The organism is Sphingomonas sp. So64.6b, from assembly GCF_014171475.1.
In the GTDB taxonomy this organism is placed as follows: Bacteria; Pseudomonadota; Alphaproteobacteria; order Sphingomonadales; family Sphingomonadaceae; genus Sphingomonas; species Sphingomonas alpina_A.
Genome location: NZ_CP048817.1, coordinates 3,191,897 through 3,207,053, shown reverse-complemented (window position 1 = coordinate 3,207,053; position 15,157 = coordinate 3,191,897). Strand labels below are relative to the sequence as shown.

Below are 15,157 nucleotides of genomic sequence, written 5' to 3'. Positions count from 1 at the left end.
CCTTAGGTCCGCATTTTCAAACCAACTTGCTTTCGATCAGGCAGAATTTGGCGATCAGGGCGATTTTTTCCGCTTGAGCCGGCGCGCATTGGCGGTCGCCTGTTGATGGATCGGCGCAAGGCCGAGCGCGCCGAGGTTTGCGCCACGTTCCGCGGTGCTCAGCGCATAGTTGGTCGCGCGCCAGCCGGCACTGCTCATCTCGGCCAGGGTCGGCGCGCGGCCGCGCAGCGCCATGCCCCAAAAAGCCTGCACCTCGGTCAGCAACGCGGTCTGCATCGACCAGAATTCATTGGCCATCGCCAGGCCCGATTTCGAAAAGGCGTCGACCTTTTCCGGAACCATGCGGGAGAATTCGGCATAGTCGCCGGCCAGCGGATTGCGCATCGCCGTGTCGATCATGCCGGTGCGACGCTCCACGACGCTATTGGAAGCGGCGAGCGTCTCCATCGCGCGCAGGCCGGTGCGCGACGTGTCGGCCCAGATCGAGGTCAAGCGAAGCCAGGACGAAAAGGGATCGGGCATGTCGGGACTCCGCCGTCCGGGATCGGGGCAAGGCACCTTAACGCAGGCCGATGGCGAATGGGCGCGAGAAATCGTCTCGCGCCAGATAATTCGACCTCGCACGGGGCCGGTGTGCCGGCGAGCCGGTACACCGGGGGGCGACGGCTGAACTATATCCACCCTGATCGGTTGCTGCGGGATGGCCGATCCGGATCGAGCGAAGGAAGAGGACGAGACGCTGCGCGAGATGGCGCGGCATCGCGGCTTCAAGCTGGTCAAGTCGCGACGGCGCAAGCCGGGTGTGGGCGATTATGGGCGTTACGGCCTGAGCGATTCGGCAGGCAAGCAGGTCCTCGGCTTTGGTGCGAAAGGGTTGACCGCGACGGGCGAGGAGATTGCCGCGTTCCTGCGTAAGGGGGAGCTTTCGGCATGGGGGGCGTCGGTCGATGCCACACCGGCCCGGCCGATCGCGCGGAAGCCTGCGTCGAAGCCCGAAGCGGAAACCATACCCCAGCCCGAGCCCGCCATCCGGCCGCGCCGGGCGGGAAGGCGTACGGCTCCCGCCACACCAGAGCCGAGGGAAAAGCCCGAGCCAGCACCTGCTGCCCCGCCTCCACCATCGCCCGAACCCACGCTGGCGATCCGCAAGGCGACAAAGAACGATGCCGATGCGATCGCAGCTCTGATCGGTGGCGCGGACGACAGTGAGGTTATCGGCGCGCGGATCACCGAGGCGCTACGGGCCAAAGCGGTGATCCTGGTCGCCGATCGTGACGGGGTGATCGGCGTGGTCGTCGGGTCCGCCTTCACGACGCTCCAATCGGGCAGGATTGGCCGCCTCTCGCTCATCCTCGTTTCCCGGAACGAGCAGCGGCAGGGCGTCGGGCGACTGTTGGTCGATGCCGCACAGGCCGCGCTGACCAAGCAGGGCTGCGCGCTGGTCGAGGCGGTGAGCGATATCGCGATCCGCAACGCGCACGCATTTTTCCGCAAACTGGGGTTCGAACAGGCGAGCTATCGCTTTACCCGGGCGGGCGATGCTTTCCGGGGTTAGCCATTGCGTGCCGTCAGGCCGGCGCGAGTTTGAGCAGGACGATGCCGGCCAGCACCAGCGCGATGCCGGCGATACGCCACGGGTTGAGCGATTCCCCGAACAGCCAGATGCCAAGCAAGGCGGTGCCGGTCGCGCCGATGCCGGTCCACACGGCATAGGCCGTGCCGACCGGCAGTACCGTGAGCGTGCGACCGAGCAGATAAACGAAGCCGGCAAGCAGCGCGAAGGAAAGCAGGCTCCAGCCGGGGCGAGTGTAACCATCGGCATATTTCATCGCCACCGCCCAGGCGACATCGAGCAGCCCGGCGACACCAAGCAGGATCCAGGCGATTCCCGGACTCATGCCGCTATCTGCATGCCTTCCGCACGCATCGCTTCGCGCACCGCTGGTCGTGCGCCAACCCGGTCGAGAAAGTCGCGCAGATGGGGGAAGGGAGAAAGGTCGACTTTGGCGAAGGGCGACCAGCTGGCAATGGCGAAGAGATAGGCATCGGCGGCAGTGAAGGTTTCGCCGAGCAGGAATGGGCCCGACGCCGCGAGATGGCGGTCGATATAGGCGAGCCGCTCGGCGATCTTGCCGCGCGCGACCTCCTGCGCCTGCGCGCCATATTCGGGGTGAAACAGCCACGGGCTGTACATCTTGTGCAGTTCGGTCGCGATGAAGTTGAGCCAGGATTGCAGGCGATAGCGCGCCGGCGTGCCAGCCGGCGGCGCAAGCCCGGACCCGGGTTTCAGGTCGGCGAGATATTGCACGATCGCCGTGCCTTCGGTGAGCAGCGACCCGTCATCAAGCAGCAGCGCGGGGACATAACCATTGGCGTGGAGCGTGGTGAAATCGGCACCTGTCTCGGTCCGGTGCGGGGTCTGGCGGATATCGACGCGTTCGAGATCAAGCGGAATCCCAGCTTCGCGCGCGACGATGTGCGGCGAGAGTGAGCAGGTCCCAACGGCATGATAGAGCTTCATGAGTTCATCCTCGATGGTGCGGCGACAGCGCCTCGAGGCAGGATTTAAGATTGGCCACGCTGCAATGCACATTGGGATTGTGCCAATGGCGCTTGCATGATTGCAAACGTCATATGTGATATCGAGCGGACATGAAGGATTGGAACGACCTGCAACTCGTCCTTGCGGTGCATCGCGCCGGGGGGCTGACGGCGGCGGCAAAGGCGCTGGGCATCGATCATTCGACCGCGTTTCGCCGGCTCAATGCGATCGAGGCGCGGCTTGGTGCGCGGGTGTTCGAACGACTGCCCGGTGGTCTCTATCAACCGACCCTGGCCGGAGAGCGTATGGCCGTGGCGGCCGAGCGAATGGAGGACGAAGCGCTGGCGCTCGACCGCGATATCGCCGGGCGCGATCATCTGTTGACCGGACGGCTGCGCGTCACCTCGTCGGAGACGCTTGCCTTTAGCCGGCTGACTGGTCACCTCGCCGCGTTCCGGCAACATCATCCCGGGATCGTCGTCGAACTGGCGATCGACAATCGCGTGCTCAGCCTGTCGCGGCGCGAGGCGGATATCGCGCTGCGCCCGATCCGGCCCAGGGAAGACGAGCTGTGGGGGCGCAAGCTCGCCGGGATTGCCTGGAGTCTTTATGCCGCGCCGGCCTGGCTTGCGACGCATGGTACGATCGCCGATCCGGCGGCGCTTGATCGGCAGGCAATGATCGGCTGGGAGGAGACGGCAAGCGGGATCATGGCGGCCGACTGGCTGGCACGACGGATATCGGACGACGCCTTCGTCTATCGTACCAACAGCCTGGTCAATCAGCTCGTCGCGGCGCGCGCCGGCATGGGGGTCGCGCTGCTGCCCTGTTATCTCGGCGATGGTGATGACGGCGTGGTTCGCGCGCTGGCTGAGCCGATCGCCGATTTGGTGGGGGAATTGTGGATCGTGACGCATGCCGACCTCAAGGGCACGGCGCGGGTACGGGCGTTTTTCGATCTGGTCGGTGAGGGGCTGGCACGGGATCGCGATCTGTTCGAGGGGCGGCAGGCGGCGGATTGACGATCGCGAGCCGGATTTACCGGGGCGATTTTTCAGCGAAGGATTACAGCAAATGATCAAGGCAGCGCGTTGCATGACTATGTTGGCGTTAGGCTGGAGCCTGGCGGCAGCCGCGCAAGCCCCGACCGGCGACGGATTTGATGCGCTGGTCGGCGGCTGGACCTGCGACGGATATTTCGTGAAGAGCGGCAAGAAGATCGCGTCGGTGCTCGACATCAGGCGCGACGCGGCGAGCCGGGCGCTGATCGTGCGACACGATGACAGTGCGCCCAATATCTACCATGCGCTGGAAATATGGACGTCGACCAAAGGCGCGCCGCCGTTTCGCGCGGCGATCGCCAATGACAGCGGCATGCGCTGGTATGTGTCGGCAGGATGGATCGGCGACACACTGACCTGGAGCCGACCCGATTCAACGAAGCCGGAGGAGCAATTCGTCTATACGCTCAACCGCGTGGCGGGCACGCTGCAGATCGACTGGCTGATCGCGCGCGATGGCGCCGCGCCGACTCTGGGCGACCGGCTGACCTGCCGGCGGCGATAGTGCGTCAGGGCAGGCGATTCAGCGTCGGTTCGCGAGCAATTTGTCGAGCAGCGCTGTATAATCGGCTTTCATTGCGGGCGAGATATCATGGCCGAGGCCGGGATAGGTCTTGAGCGTGACCGGCGCGTGCTTCGCCAGCACGGCGACCTGACGGCGCGTCTCGGCGACAAGGACGATCTCGTCGGCCTCGCCCTGGAACATGTGGATCGGTGGGGCGGCTTTGCCATAGGCCATGCCGGCCTGCGCGACCTCGGGACGGAGCACCGCAGCGAAGGGCAGGGCGGCGACGATCAGGTCCGGATGGTAGAGCGCGAGCAGGAGCGACAAGTCGCCGCCCTGCGAGATACCGGTGACGACCGGTTTCACGCCATGCAGTTTGGCCATGCCGGCCACGAACGCGGCAACCCGTCCTTCCGTCTCACGCGCGATGCGAAGCTGTTCGGCGGGGTCGAGCGCGTAATAATCCGGTGGATAATAGGAAAAGCCGTCGCGCTTTCGATGCGTGCCGCGCGGCGCAACGATCCGCACCGGTGCGCCCAGCGCGTCGTAATTCGCGAGCGATTCACGCGGCGTGCCGCCCGAATAATGCAGCGCGATGATTAGCGGCATGCCCGGGGTCGCCGGATCGCCAAGCACGACTTCCTCATAATCGAAGCCGGCGGCATGGCCCTGGCGTGACTGAGCGCAAGCTGGCGCCGCGATCAGGATCAGCGCCGACAGGGCAGTTGCGATGCGGGCGAGTGCCGCGCGACGATCGAGGCTCATCGCGGCAGCGTATCGTGGCGCTTGCCGATTGCAACCAGCGGCAAGCCGATCTGGCCGGGCGATGTGGGTCGTTTTGACCGGAAGAAGCGGGGCGGAGGGTGCGCCGCCATCGCCTAGACCCTGGCGGACAGGAGATGATCGATGACCATGGAAATGAGAAACCCGTTCGGCGTGATGGACGTGCCGGACCCGGATGGCGAGGATGTCATCGCCTTCGCCGCGACCGCGTCGCTTGATGGCGGCGCGTCCGATGCGAATGCCGCGCCCTGGGCGACGGATGACGAGGCGCCCGCCTCGATCGAGGGGCGATGGTCAAGTCGCTGGAATGGCGGAGCCGATCCGGCGATCCCGGGAGACAGCGCCGACCAATGGAAACCGGGCAGCGGCGAAGCACGCCGGGTCGGTGATCGCATCTTCCTGTCGTTCGACTGGCACGATGGCGCGCGCCGCGGCCTGATCGACGCGCGATACGAAAACGATGGCCGAATGACGGGCAAATATATCAACCTGTCATCGCCGGAGATTGTTCAGCCATGGGTCGGGCGACATATCGACGATCGCCGGATCGACGGGATGTGGCCCGGCGGGCGTCTCGATTTCCGGCGGTGATGCCGCGTTCAATCCGCCAGTTCGATCCACACCGGGGCATGGTCGCTGGTCTTTTCCCAGCCCCGGACATGGCGGTCGACCTGGGCAGTGACGAGGCGATCGGCGATGGCCGGGCTGAGCAGGAGATGATCAAGGCGGAGACCCGCATTGCGCCCGTACGCGTTCCGGAAATAATCCCAGAAGGTATAGATCGTCTCGTCCGGATGCATGGTGCGCAACGCGTCGGTCCAGCCCTGATCGGTCAGGCGGAAGAAGGCCTCGCGGACCTCGGGCGCGAACAGTGCATCGTCGATCCAGCGCTCGGGTTTGTAGATATCGCGCTCGGTCGGCATGACGTTGAAGTCGCCGGCGATGATCACCGGCATCTTGGTCGCGATCAGGTCTGCGGCATGGGCTATGAGCCGTTCGAACCAGCCGATCTTGTAGTCGAATTTGGGACCGGGCCGGGGGTTGCCATTGGGCAAGTAAAGGCCGGCGATCAGCACGCCGTTGACCGCCGCCTCGATATAACGGCTGTGCGTATCGTCCTCGCCGCCGGGCAGGCCGCGCCGTGTTTCGACCGGCATGCCGATACGGCTGAGGATCGCGACGCCGTTCCAGCTTTTCTGGCCATGCCAGATCGCTTCGTATCCGGCATCGGCGATCGCGGCTTCGGGGAATTTCTCATCCGGCGCCTTCAATTCCTGCAAGCAGACGACGTCCGGCCTGGCCTCGGCCAGCCAGCGCAACAATACGGCGAGGCGGCCATTGACGCCGTTCACATTATAGGTCGCTATCTTCATCTGGATGGCCCGGCGTGGAAACCTCGCGCCGCTCGCGGGTTGTTCAGGCAAGACAACGCATAAAGGACCAGAGCGATGCTCGAACATGTACCGGGATGGCTGGGAAGCCTGATGCGCAACGTCCGCGCCGGCCACGCCAAATTGCTTTGCGTCGAACCCGAACTGGGTAATCCGGGCGCCGAGATCGACTTGTCGAGCCCGGCCTTTGCCAATGGCGCGCGCCTGCCCGAACGTTTCACCGCCGATGGTGAGGGCGTCTCGCCGCCGTTGGTGTGGGGCGACGTGCCTGCGGGCACGGTGTGCCTTGCTTTGGTGGTCGAGGATCCCGATGCGCCGACGCCCAATCCACTGGTCCATGCGATCATGTGGGGCATCGCACCGCAAGAGCGGCGCTTGGCCGAGGGCGCGATCATCCCCGATGGGGAAGGTGACGCCGACGGGCACGATGTTGGGCGCAACAGTTATTTCAGTGAAGGTTGGTTGCCGCCCGATCCGCCGACCGGGCACGGCGCGCATGATTATGTGTTCCAGCTGTTCGCATTGTCGGAAACGCCGGTGATGGTGCCGAGCCCCGGGCGGGCTGCGATCCTTGACGCGATCAAGGGTAATGTCCTGGGCACCGGCCTGCTCACCGGAACCTATTCGCGCGGCGAACAGGCACCGGTGTCGCGTGGTGATTTCGGCGCGGCGGTTCCCGCATAGGCGATGCGCGGGGTCCAGACCGACCTGTTCGGTAAAGCCCCGCCGGTCGCGTTGCCGCCGGGGCTGCGCCATGCCGATGATATCATCGACGCGGCGGAAGAGCGGGCGTTGATCGCGCGGCTGGAGGGGATCGCGGTGACGCCGTTCCGTTTCCAGGGCTGGCTCGGCAAACGGCTCACTACGTCATTCGGCTGGCGGTATGATTTCGACGATGCGAGTTTCGGCCCGACCGAGCCGATCCCGGATTTCCTTTTACCGTTGCGCGACCGTGCGGCGCGCTTTGCAGGACTAGCGGCGGAGGATCTCGTCCAGGCTTTGATCGTGCGTTACGATCCCGGCGCGGGGATCGGCTGGCACCGCGACCGGCCGGTGTTCGAGCATGTCGTCGGTATCTCACTCGAGACGCCCGCCACCCTGCGCCTGCGCCGCCGCGTGGCGGGCGGGTTCGAGCGCGCCGCGCTGCCGCTGGCGCCGCGCTCGATCTATCATCTGAGCGGAGAGGCGCGACATAACTGGGAGCATAGCATCGTCGAGATGGACGTGCGGCGCTGGTCGGTGACGTTCCGCAGCCTGTCGGCAAAGGGGTTAAAGACGCTGAGCAGGGCGAAATAGCCGCCGCCTCATGTGGCGGAAGGCCGACGCGGCGATCAGCCTTGATCCATCAGCGCCGGAACAAAAGCGGCGAGATCGCGCGCGAGGAATCCCAGCGATCCCATCTTTCTGCTGAGCAGCGCACCGGCTTCGCCATGCAGCCAGACGCCCCAGGCCGTCGCGACGAGCGGCGTAGCGCCGCGTGCAAGCAGGCCGGCGATGATGCCGGCAAGCACATCGCCCGATCCGGCGGTGCCGAGACCTGGTGAGCCGCCGGCATAGCGGAGCAGGCCGCCGGCACCGTCGGCGATTAGCGTCTCGGTCGATTTGAGCGCGATGACCGCGCCGAACCGGGCGGCGGCGACGCACACGGCCGCTTCAGGGTCGCGCTCGATCCGACTCTTGTCGAAGCCGGTAAGTGCGGCAAGCTCGCCCGGGTGAGGAGTCATCACGATCTGCCCGGCGAGCGAGCGGATCGCATCCTCCTCGCCGTGCATCGCGGTCAGCGCGCCTGCGTCGAGCAAGGTCGATGCGTCGGGCCCGTGCCTTGCCAGCAACGCTTTCACCAGCATGGCGGTATGGGGCCGCGGCATCATGCCCGGGCCGATGACCAGGGTATCGCAAGAGTCGAGCCTCGGTTCGATGCGCTTGTGCGCCTCCGCCGCGATCTCACCATGCTTGTCGGCGGGTAGCGCGATCACGGCCGCTTCCGGAAAGGCGATGCCGAGCGCGATCGCCGCGGTGTCGATCGTCGCGAGCTGCACCTTGCCGGCGCCGGCGCGCAGGGCCGCTTCGCCGGTGAGCCGCAACGCGCCGGGCACGAAGGCGGAGCCGCCGACCAGCAACACCTTGCCGCGCGCATTCTTGTCGAGGCCATCGCCGATTGCCGGCAGCGGGTGGGCGGCGCGCCAGGAAGCGTCGATCGGCGTCATCCGCGCGCCGCCACCGGCGGGTCGTCCGCGCACGTCACCGGCACTGCCTCCTGTTCGACCGGTACGGTATAATTATAGCGGGCAAGGGCGAGCGCGCCACGCTTTCCGGCCGATGGATCGAGGTGATATTCGGTGACCGCGCAATTCGCCACATCGCCGTCGCGGTCGATGGCCAGGATCGTCGCCTCGTCGAGATTTTCGATGATGTAGCGCAAGCACAGCACGACGACCTGATGCGCGACGATCGCCACGCGGTGTCCGGAATGATGCAATGAAATCGTGTCGAGCAGCGAGCGCAGGCGCAGGATCACGTCGCACCAGCTCTCCCCGCCTGGCGGGCGATGGTAGAATTTGCCCAGGATCCGGCGGAATTCGGCCTGGTCGGGCATGATCTTCGCGACACCGGGCGTGGTCAGGCCGTCGAGCACGCCGAACTCTTTTTCACGCAGACGCTCATCGCTGCACAGGGGGTCGTCGGTTTCCTCCGTCCCGCCGGCTTCGCGGATCAGTTCGGCGGTGCGTATCGCGCGGACATAGGGTGACACGAGCACGACATTGGGCCGTTCACCGGATGGCATCGCTGCAAACCAGCGGCCCAGCGCGCGCGATTGTTCTTCGCCGAGTTGACTGAGCGGTACATCGACGTCGCGGCCAGTGAGCGCGATGCGATCGAGCTTCGCTTCATGTGCGGCATCGCGCGCGACATTGCCGGCACTCTGCCCATGGCGAATTACCCATAGTGTTTCGGGCCAGCGGTTCATGATGGGATAACCGGGATGCGAGGCTGGTGTTCCCCCCGGATATCGTTCCGCGCGGCCGACAGCGGCGTCATGGCAGGATCGCGTCGAGTTCCGACGGGCACAATTCCCGTTCGAGCTGATCCCTGGTGCATTGGTCCGGTCGTTTGTCGGGCCGCCAGCGATGGAGGCGGGTGGCATGGCGGAAACGGTCGCCGGTGACCTGATCGTAAATCACCTCGACCACGCATTCCGCCCTGAGCGGACACCATTCGGCCGATTTGCCCTGGTTCCACCGGCTTGGGCCGCCCGGCGCCTTGCCGGTGAAGCCCGGCTGCTCGACCAAAGGTTCGAGCTTGTCGAGCAAGCGGGGGCGATCGGCAGCGGCCAGACCGGACACGAAGCCGACATGGTTGAGCTCGCCCGCCGTATCGTAGAGCCCGAGCAGCAGCGAGGCGATGCCGGTGCCGTCGGCTGTGCGGCGGAACCCGCCGACCACGCAGTCCGCCGTGCGCAACTGCTTGACCTTGAACATTGCGCGCTCGCCGGGGCGGTAAGGCTGGTCGAGCGGCTTGGCGATGACCCCGTCCAGTGCACCGCCGGCGGTGGCGAGCCAGGCGCGTGCCCGAACGATGTCGCAGCTGGCGGGAGAAAGGCGCAGCATGTCGGTGTCGATCGCGCGGTGGAATGTCTCCAGGGCGGCGCGGCGTCGGTCGAGGGGCAGGGCGAGCAAATCGCGCTGGCCCTGGCCGAGCAAGTCGAAAGCCATGAATTGCGCCGGCGTCTCGCGCGACAATCGTGCGATACGGCTCGGCGCGGGATGCAGCCGCGCCTGCAGGGCGTCGAACGAGAGGACATTGCCGATCGACAGGATGATCTCCCCATCGATGATGAAGCGGGATGTCCGGCAAGCGGCAAATGCCGCGACCAGTTCCGGAAAATAGCGCTGCAACGGCTTGCCCGACTTCGACCAGAGCGCGACCTCTTCACCGTCGCGCACCACGATCGCGCGAAAGCCGTCCCATTTGGGTTCGTACTGCCAGCCCGGACCGCCTGGCAGCTGGGCGACGAGCTTTGCTTCCATCGGCGCGAAGGGCGCGCCGATCATGCGCGGGCGTACCGGAACAGGAGACTCGCGCTTGTGCGGGAAACCGGAACGTCCGCGACACGTTCGGTAGATAGTGTCCCTGTAAACAAAGGTGTTTCATGACCCATAGTCCGCCCATTCCGCCGCATAACCAGTCGCCTTATCCGCTGCAGGAACCGCCGCACGAGCATCATGAGCCCCTGCCCGAGGCGGCGGCGGCCGAGGAAACTCCCGCGATCAGCACTAGAGCGCTTGGCATCGGCGCGGTGGTCGGCATCGGCTCCGCGGCGATCGTTGCCGGCTTGCTCTATGCGCGAAGCGGAACAGACGCGGCCAAGCCGAAGCCCACGCGCAAACCCCGTGTTGCCACTAGCAAGGCGACAACCGCCAAACCCGCGCGAAAGACGGCGGCCAAAGCGGCGGGAAAGACGCCGGCCAAGACGGTACGTAAGCCCGCCGTGCGCCGGGTGAGCGCAGCCAAGGCCTGATCGCGAAAATCCGGGCCGGGAAGGCGTCAGCGTACGCTTGTCCGGCCCGGGGCTCATCGGCCTTCGATCATTTTCTGCGACCGGCTACCCGGGGCCATTCATTCGGCCCGCGTCGCCGCATTGGGATTGTCGTCATCGTCGACGGCGTCGCCCGGGCCATGATAACCAATGCTGCTTCGTCCATCGGGACCAGCTTCATCGGGGTTTCCCTTGGCCTGCGACGGATCCTTGTAAGCGCCACCGCCGCTTTCGCCGCCGCCGGTACGACCGCCGCCATCGCTCTTGCTCACGTCATCTGACCGGTCGCGTCCGGTTTGCTTATTGTCCTGTGACATTACGGTCCTCCTTTTCGTCGCCGGATCGCGTGTTGGGATCAGGCGTTTTGGGATCAGGCTGGGGCAATTGCCCATCACCGGTGGCGGTGTCGCTGTCATAATCTTCGCCGGGGCTGCCGCCGCCGGCGCCCATGCCGCTGCCATGGACTTCGCCGGTGCGGCTGTCGATCGAGGCGCGCTTGCCGTTTTCGGGCGGGATGTCGGGGGTTCGGGATGCGGTCATCGGCTCTCTCCTCTCGACGTCAACGGGTGCCGGGAGCATGCGTTCCGCTCAGGTCAAATGCAGGCCGCCATCGACGTCGAGCACCACACCGGTGACGAAGCGGTTAGAAATCAGGAAATGGATCGCGCTTGCCACTTCCGCGGGCTGGCCGGCGCGGCCGAGCGGCGCCTTGCCTGCCTGGGTATCGAACATCGCCGCCGGTTTGTCCGCCCACCATCCGGTTTCGATCACTCCGGGCGAGACAGCATTGACGCGGAGCGGTGCGAGTTCGCGGGCGAGTGTCGGGACCATGCGTTCGATCGCGCCGTTGATCGCCGCCAGGCCGGACGTGCCGGGATTGGCCAGGCGCGACGAGGCCGCGGTGATGAAGGTAATCGATCCATCCGTCGCGAGATGTGGCAACGCAGCCCGGGCGGCGTGCCACTGGACCCAGAATTTCGCTTCGAATCCGCGTCTCAGCCCTTCCGGATCAATTGCCGGGAAGGACCCGGCTCCGGCGCCGCCCGAGGCGGCGATGACGAGATGGTCGAACGGGGCGATACGGGCGAAGAGCGCCGTAATCGCATCATGGTCGGTGGCGTCGACCGCCTCGCCCTGCGCGCGCGGACCCAGCGCGCCGATCGCCGCGTCGAGTTTCGCAGGATCGCGACCGATTACCGTGACCCTCGCCTGGTTTGCGATGGCCAGTTCGGCGGTGGCCAGGCCGATGCCCGACGTCCCGCCGAGAATAACGATGTGCGACGCGATCATGATGTCATCTCCCGAAGCGACGCCGTGTTGCTTAGATCAGCCCAAGCGCCCGCGCCCTGATTGCGGCGTCGGTGCGGTTGGTCGCGCCGATTGCGGCGATCGCCTGGGCAACATGGGTCTTGATCGTGGCGGGGGACAGATCGAGGTGGCGCGCGACCTCCTTGTTCGAATACCCCTCCGCCACGAGGCGCAGTACCTCGGCCTGACGCGGTGTCACGATCGGCTTCGTAGAGCGCGTGTCTGACTGGATGTCGCGTACGGGTTCGGATTGTGTGCCCGCGGCAAGGTCGGCGACGCGCTGGGGTATGTAACGGCCGCCAGCAAGGATCAGGTCGATCGCCGCCATGATGATCTCCGTGCCCGACGTTTTGGGCACGAAGCCGGCCACCCCGCCGCCGATCAGGTCGAGCAGCAGGCGGTCGTCATGTGATCCTGTGATCACCAGCAACGGCATACCGGGCGCGGCGCGGCGCAGACCGGCGATGCCGCCCCGTTCGTCCGCGCCGGGCATGGTCAGATCGGCAAGACACAGATCGGGTGCTGCCGCCGCCTTGTCCCAGGCTTCGGGAAAAGTTGCTGCCAGAATGATCGTTGCGTCCGGCCAGCGCCGGCCGATCGCGCCGGCCAGCGCGTCGCGCACCAGCGCATGGTCGTCGCAGATCAGGCAGCTTCGCATGAGTGCCTCTGGTCGGCGGGTGGTGTGGCATGGATCGTCTCGACTTTCGCCGTGCGCCGCGCTGCCGGCAGGCCGATGAAGAAGGCGCTGCCCCCGGTCCAACGCCGATCAAGATCGAGCGCGCCGCCCTGCAACTCGGCGAGCCGTCGCGCCGAGGAGAGGCCGAGACCGAAGCCGCCGCGATTCTCCGCGCCGTGATCCGACCCTTGTGCGAAGTCGTCGAACAGAGTGCCGATATCGACGCCCGAGATGCCACGCCCGTCGTCGATCACCCAGAGCATAGCGCCGCCGGCGGTGAGCCGCGCGCCGATCAGGACGCGCGTGCCATGGGCATGACGCACGGCGTTGGCGACGAGGTTGCCCAAGGCGCGCCGCAACAGGTGCGGATCGGCGGTTGCGGCGATACGGCTTGTCACCGTGACGATGCGTGTACCGGCCGCCTGCGCCGCAGCGTCATGGTCGAGCGCGGTCGCCGCGACGACGTCATCGAGCGCGATCTCGACCGGTTTCGCGCGGATCGCGCCAGCGTCGAGCCGAAGATGGTCGAGCATCGATTCGATCAGCGCCTGAATCGAAGTGAAGGCGCTGCGCGCACCGGCGGCCGCGCTGTCGCGCGCCACCGGGTCGGGGGTGTTGAGCGCAGTGTCGAAGAACAGGCTGGCAGCCTGAATAGGCTGTTGCAGATCGTGGCTGGCCGAGGCGATGAAGCGCGTCTTTGCATCGCGCTCTGCGCGCAAGATGGCGAGGGCGCGTTCCAGCGCCTCGGCAGCGCGCTCGCTCATCTGGCGTGCCGCCGATGCTTCGTCGGCGGTACGCCAGATCAACCGGCGGATCGCGATCAGCGCGATGCCGGCCATGGTCAGGAAGCCGGCGAGCGGCATCGCATAGGGCATATCGTAACTGATTACGAAGGCGGACAGCGACACGAGCAAAGCGAAGCAGCCGACCATCGACATCGAATTGCCGTTGGCCATCATGACCATCGCGATGAACCAGAAATAGAGATAGATCATCAACATCCGCAGCGGTTCACCCGCCGCCGGCAGCAGGATCCAGACGCTAGCGGCGATGCCGCCGCAGAACAGGATCGTGACGAGCTGCGTCATGCGAACCCAGAAGCGAGCCGAGCGCGCGGCCCGCCAGCGCGGGACGGCGAACGCCGCGAGCGATCCCGACAACAACAGGACGCTGGTTGTCATGAAGGCAAGCCACCCATTCAGCAGCAAAGGTGCCACCAGTCCGGCGAATTCCGCCCGGATGAAGATCAGCACGCTGGTCATCACGACGATCCCGACCATCGCCGTGCGCGCGCGTCCCCACATCTCCGCCGTCTCGTCGGGACGGAGCATCGAGCCAGGATCGGGAAGTCCGCGCAAAACCATGCGTCCGTGTGTCCCCCTGGTCGCGCTGGTGCGATGCGACCTGACCCCCAATTCAATCGGCCATCCGGTTCGGCCATCTGGCCGATACGTCAAACCACGTTTCCAGCTTAATCAATAACTCACGAGCGACTTCAACGACTTTTTTCGTCGAAGCCGGAGAAATCGCTCCGCCTTGGGCCGGAACAGCGCTGGTCACGATAAAAATAGCGAGAACGGGGAAATACAATGCGTACCTATTTGACGTTGGCCACCGCAATGGCCGCCATCTTCTTATCAACCGCGGCATATGCTCAGGACGATTCGGGCGACGATACCGGTTTTTATGCCGGCTTGTCGGTCGGGCTTGCGTCGGTCCAGGATACCGACATCCGGTATTACGACGCCGGCGGCACGTTCGGGGGAACGGGCGCGATGGACAGTGTCGATGGGCATATCGACACCAAGAGCGCGGCCGAGTTCAAGGGCGTGCTGGGATATGATTTCGGCATGATCCGCGGTGATCTGGAAGTCGCATATCAGCGCAACAAAGCCAGCGCGCTGACCATCGACAAGGTCAATGGCTCGGCGGTGACACTGGACGCGGGTGATGCGGCGGATGTCTGCGATTATCTCGAAGCGACGGGCTGCTCGGTGTCGGGCAACACGATCGCGTTCGGCGGCGGCAGTCGGGTGCGGCAGCTGACCGCGATGGCCAATCTGTGGGTCGATGTGCCGGTCGGCAAGGTCGTCACGCCTTATGTCGGCGGCGGCGTCGGCGTGGCCGGGTTCGAGATCGACGGCGAAGGCAAGGCGCGCTTCGCCTGGCAGGTCGGGGCCGGCGTCGCCTTCAAACTGTCGGACCATGTCGCGCTGACCGCCGATTTCCGCCACCGCGAAGCAAAGGGTGGCAACCTGCCTTACGACGCGTCATCCGGGTTTACGGTCGGCAAGATCCACACCAACAGCGTGAGCGCGGGCGTGCGCTTCACCTTCTGACGGCAATCGCCGCCG

At 65.7% G+C, this 15,157-nt stretch carries 21 protein-coding genes; 8 read left to right on the top strand and 13 right to left on the bottom strand.

Going from position 1 to position 15,157, the window contains the following annotated elements; all coding sequences use genetic code 11:
• Window positions 1–54: 54 nt before the first annotated feature.
• On the bottom strand, window positions 55–522 hold the full coding sequence (locus tag G4G27_RS15460) for a hypothetical protein (RefSeq protein ID WP_183109482.1): 468 nt from the start codon (window positions 520–522) through the stop codon (window positions 55–57).
• 178 nt (window positions 523–700) lie between these two features.
• Here G4G27_RS15460 and G4G27_RS15455 point away from each other — a divergent pair, with 178 nt between their 5' ends.
• Window positions 701–1,555 (top strand): GNAT family N-acetyltransferase, encoded by an 855-nt coding sequence (locus tag G4G27_RS15455; RefSeq protein ID WP_183109481.1) that lies wholly within the window; start codon window positions 701–703, stop codon window positions 1,553–1,555.
• A 13-nt stretch (window positions 1,556–1,568) separates the two neighbouring features.
• Here G4G27_RS15455 and G4G27_RS15450 read toward each other — a convergent pair whose 3' ends face one another.
• Together G4G27_RS15450 and gstA are read right to left on the bottom strand one after the other, a co-directional pair.
• Window positions 1,569–1,898 (bottom strand): multidrug efflux SMR transporter, encoded by a 330-nt coding sequence (locus G4G27_RS15450; RefSeq protein ID WP_183109480.1) that lies wholly within the window; start codon window positions 1,896–1,898, stop codon window positions 1,569–1,571.
• The gene (gene gstA / locus G4G27_RS15445; RefSeq protein ID WP_183109479.1) at window positions 1,895–2,521 is read right to left on the bottom strand and encodes a glutathione transferase GstA; all 627 of its coding nucleotides are present in this window, start codon (window positions 2,519–2,521) and stop codon (window positions 1,895–1,897) included. The genes G4G27_RS15450 and gstA overlap by 4 nt, the downstream gene beginning before the upstream one ends.
• Before the next feature lie 131 nt (window positions 2,522–2,652).
• Between gstA and G4G27_RS15440 the strand changes: the two genes are divergently transcribed.
• Window positions 2,653–3,564, top strand: a complete 912-nt coding sequence (locus G4G27_RS15440) for a LysR family transcriptional regulator (protein WP_183109478.1) — start codon at window positions 2,653–2,655, stop codon at window positions 3,562–3,564.
• Between the two features lie 73 nt (window positions 3,565–3,637).
• The gene (locus G4G27_RS15435; RefSeq protein ID WP_183109477.1) at window positions 3,638–4,108 is read left to right on the top strand and encodes a hypothetical protein; all 471 of its coding nucleotides are present in this window, start codon (window positions 3,638–3,640) and stop codon (window positions 4,106–4,108) included.
• A gap of 18 nt (window positions 4,109–4,126) precedes the next feature.
• Here G4G27_RS15435 and G4G27_RS15430 read toward each other — a convergent pair whose 3' ends face one another.
• The gene (locus G4G27_RS15430) at window positions 4,127–4,873 is read right to left on the bottom strand and encodes an alpha/beta hydrolase-fold protein (RefSeq protein WP_183109476.1); all 747 of its coding nucleotides are present in this window, start codon (window positions 4,871–4,873) and stop codon (window positions 4,127–4,129) included.
• A 141-nt stretch (window positions 4,874–5,014) separates the two neighbouring features.
• On the opposite strand from G4G27_RS15430, the gene G4G27_RS15425 reads away from it, so the two are divergent.
• Window positions 5,015–5,482: a hypothetical protein gene (locus G4G27_RS15425; protein ID WP_183109475.1), complete on the top strand. Its 468-nt coding sequence runs from the start codon at window positions 5,015–5,017 to the stop codon at window positions 5,480–5,482.
• Between the two features lie 8 nt (window positions 5,483–5,490).
• Here G4G27_RS15425 and xth read toward each other — a convergent pair whose 3' ends face one another.
• Window positions 5,491–6,264, bottom strand: a complete 774-nt coding sequence (gene xth / locus G4G27_RS15420) for an exodeoxyribonuclease III (protein ID WP_183109474.1) — start codon at window positions 6,262–6,264, stop codon at window positions 5,491–5,493.
• A 75-nt stretch (window positions 6,265–6,339) separates the two neighbouring features.
• Between xth and G4G27_RS15415 the strand changes: the two genes are divergently transcribed.
• Together G4G27_RS15415 and G4G27_RS15410 are read left to right on the top strand one after the other, a co-directional pair.
• Window positions 6,340–6,966, top strand: a complete 627-nt coding sequence (locus tag G4G27_RS15415; protein WP_183109473.1) for a YbhB/YbcL family Raf kinase inhibitor-like protein — start codon at window positions 6,340–6,342, stop codon at window positions 6,964–6,966.
• Window positions 6,967–6,969: 3 nt separating this feature from the next.
• Window positions 6,970–7,578, top strand: a complete 609-nt coding sequence (locus tag G4G27_RS15410) for an alpha-ketoglutarate-dependent dioxygenase AlkB (protein WP_183109472.1) — start codon at window positions 6,970–6,972, stop codon at window positions 7,576–7,578.
• Window positions 7,579–7,613: 35 nt separating this feature from the next.
• Here the strand turns inward: G4G27_RS15410 and G4G27_RS15405 are convergent, their stop codons facing one another.
• The 3 genes from G4G27_RS15405 to G4G27_RS15395 all read right to left on the bottom strand — a co-directional run bounded on the left by G4G27_RS15405 (window position 7,614) and on the right by G4G27_RS15395 (window position 10,334).
• Complete coding sequence (locus G4G27_RS15405; RefSeq protein ID WP_244624359.1) at window positions 7,614–8,522, bottom strand: NAD(P)H-hydrate dehydratase; 909 nt, start codon at window positions 8,520–8,522, stop codon at window positions 7,614–7,616.
• Window positions 8,486–9,250 carry a histidine phosphatase family protein gene (locus tag G4G27_RS15400; RefSeq protein ID WP_183109471.1) on the bottom strand — a complete coding sequence of 255 codons (765 nt, stop codon included), beginning with the start codon at window positions 9,248–9,250 and terminating at the stop codon, window positions 8,486–8,488. Before G4G27_RS15400 ends, G4G27_RS15405 begins: the two co-directional genes overlap by 37 nt.
• A gap of 67 nt (window positions 9,251–9,317) precedes the next feature.
• Complete coding sequence (locus G4G27_RS15395) at window positions 9,318–10,334, bottom strand: ATP-dependent DNA ligase (RefSeq protein ID WP_202049586.1); 1,017 nt, start codon at window positions 10,332–10,334, stop codon at window positions 9,318–9,320.
• Window positions 10,335–10,432: 98 nt separating this feature from the next.
• Here G4G27_RS15395 and G4G27_RS15390 point away from each other — a divergent pair, with 98 nt between their 5' ends.
• Window positions 10,433–10,801, top strand: coding sequence for a hypothetical protein (locus G4G27_RS15390; RefSeq protein WP_183109470.1), 369 nt, complete (start codon window positions 10,433–10,435; stop codon window positions 10,799–10,801).
• Between the two features lie 98 nt (window positions 10,802–10,899).
• Here the strand turns inward: G4G27_RS15390 and G4G27_RS15385 are convergent, their stop codons facing one another.
• From G4G27_RS15385 to G4G27_RS15365, 5 genes are read right to left on the bottom strand one after another with little or no spacing between them, the layout of a single operon-like run.
• Complete coding sequence (locus tag G4G27_RS15385) at window positions 10,900–11,136, bottom strand: hypothetical protein (protein ID WP_183109469.1); 237 nt, start codon at window positions 11,134–11,136, stop codon at window positions 10,900–10,902.
• Entirely contained in the window at window positions 11,120–11,359 is a 240-nt protein-coding gene (locus tag G4G27_RS15380) for a hypothetical protein (protein ID WP_183109468.1), read from the bottom strand. The genes G4G27_RS15385 and G4G27_RS15380 overlap by 17 nt, the downstream gene beginning before the upstream one ends.
• Window positions 11,360–11,407: 48 nt before the next feature.
• A complete protein-coding gene (locus G4G27_RS15375) occupies window positions 11,408–12,109 on the bottom strand; it encodes an SDR family oxidoreductase (RefSeq protein ID WP_183109467.1) in 702 nt (233 codons plus the stop codon).
• A 31-nt stretch (window positions 12,110–12,140) separates the two neighbouring features.
• Entirely contained in the window at window positions 12,141–12,785 is a 645-nt protein-coding gene (locus tag G4G27_RS15370; protein WP_183109466.1) for a response regulator transcription factor, read from the bottom strand.
• A complete protein-coding gene (locus G4G27_RS15365; protein ID WP_183109465.1) occupies window positions 12,770–14,167 on the bottom strand; it encodes a HAMP domain-containing sensor histidine kinase in 1,398 nt (465 codons plus the stop codon). The genes G4G27_RS15370 and G4G27_RS15365 overlap by 16 nt, the downstream gene beginning before the upstream one ends.
• A 225-nt stretch (window positions 14,168–14,392) precedes the next feature.
• Between G4G27_RS15365 and G4G27_RS15360 the strand changes: the two genes are divergently transcribed.
• Complete coding sequence (locus G4G27_RS15360; RefSeq protein ID WP_183109464.1) at window positions 14,393–15,142, top strand: outer membrane beta-barrel protein; 750 nt, start codon at window positions 14,393–14,395, stop codon at window positions 15,140–15,142.
• Window positions 15,143–15,157 lie beyond the last annotated feature (15 nt).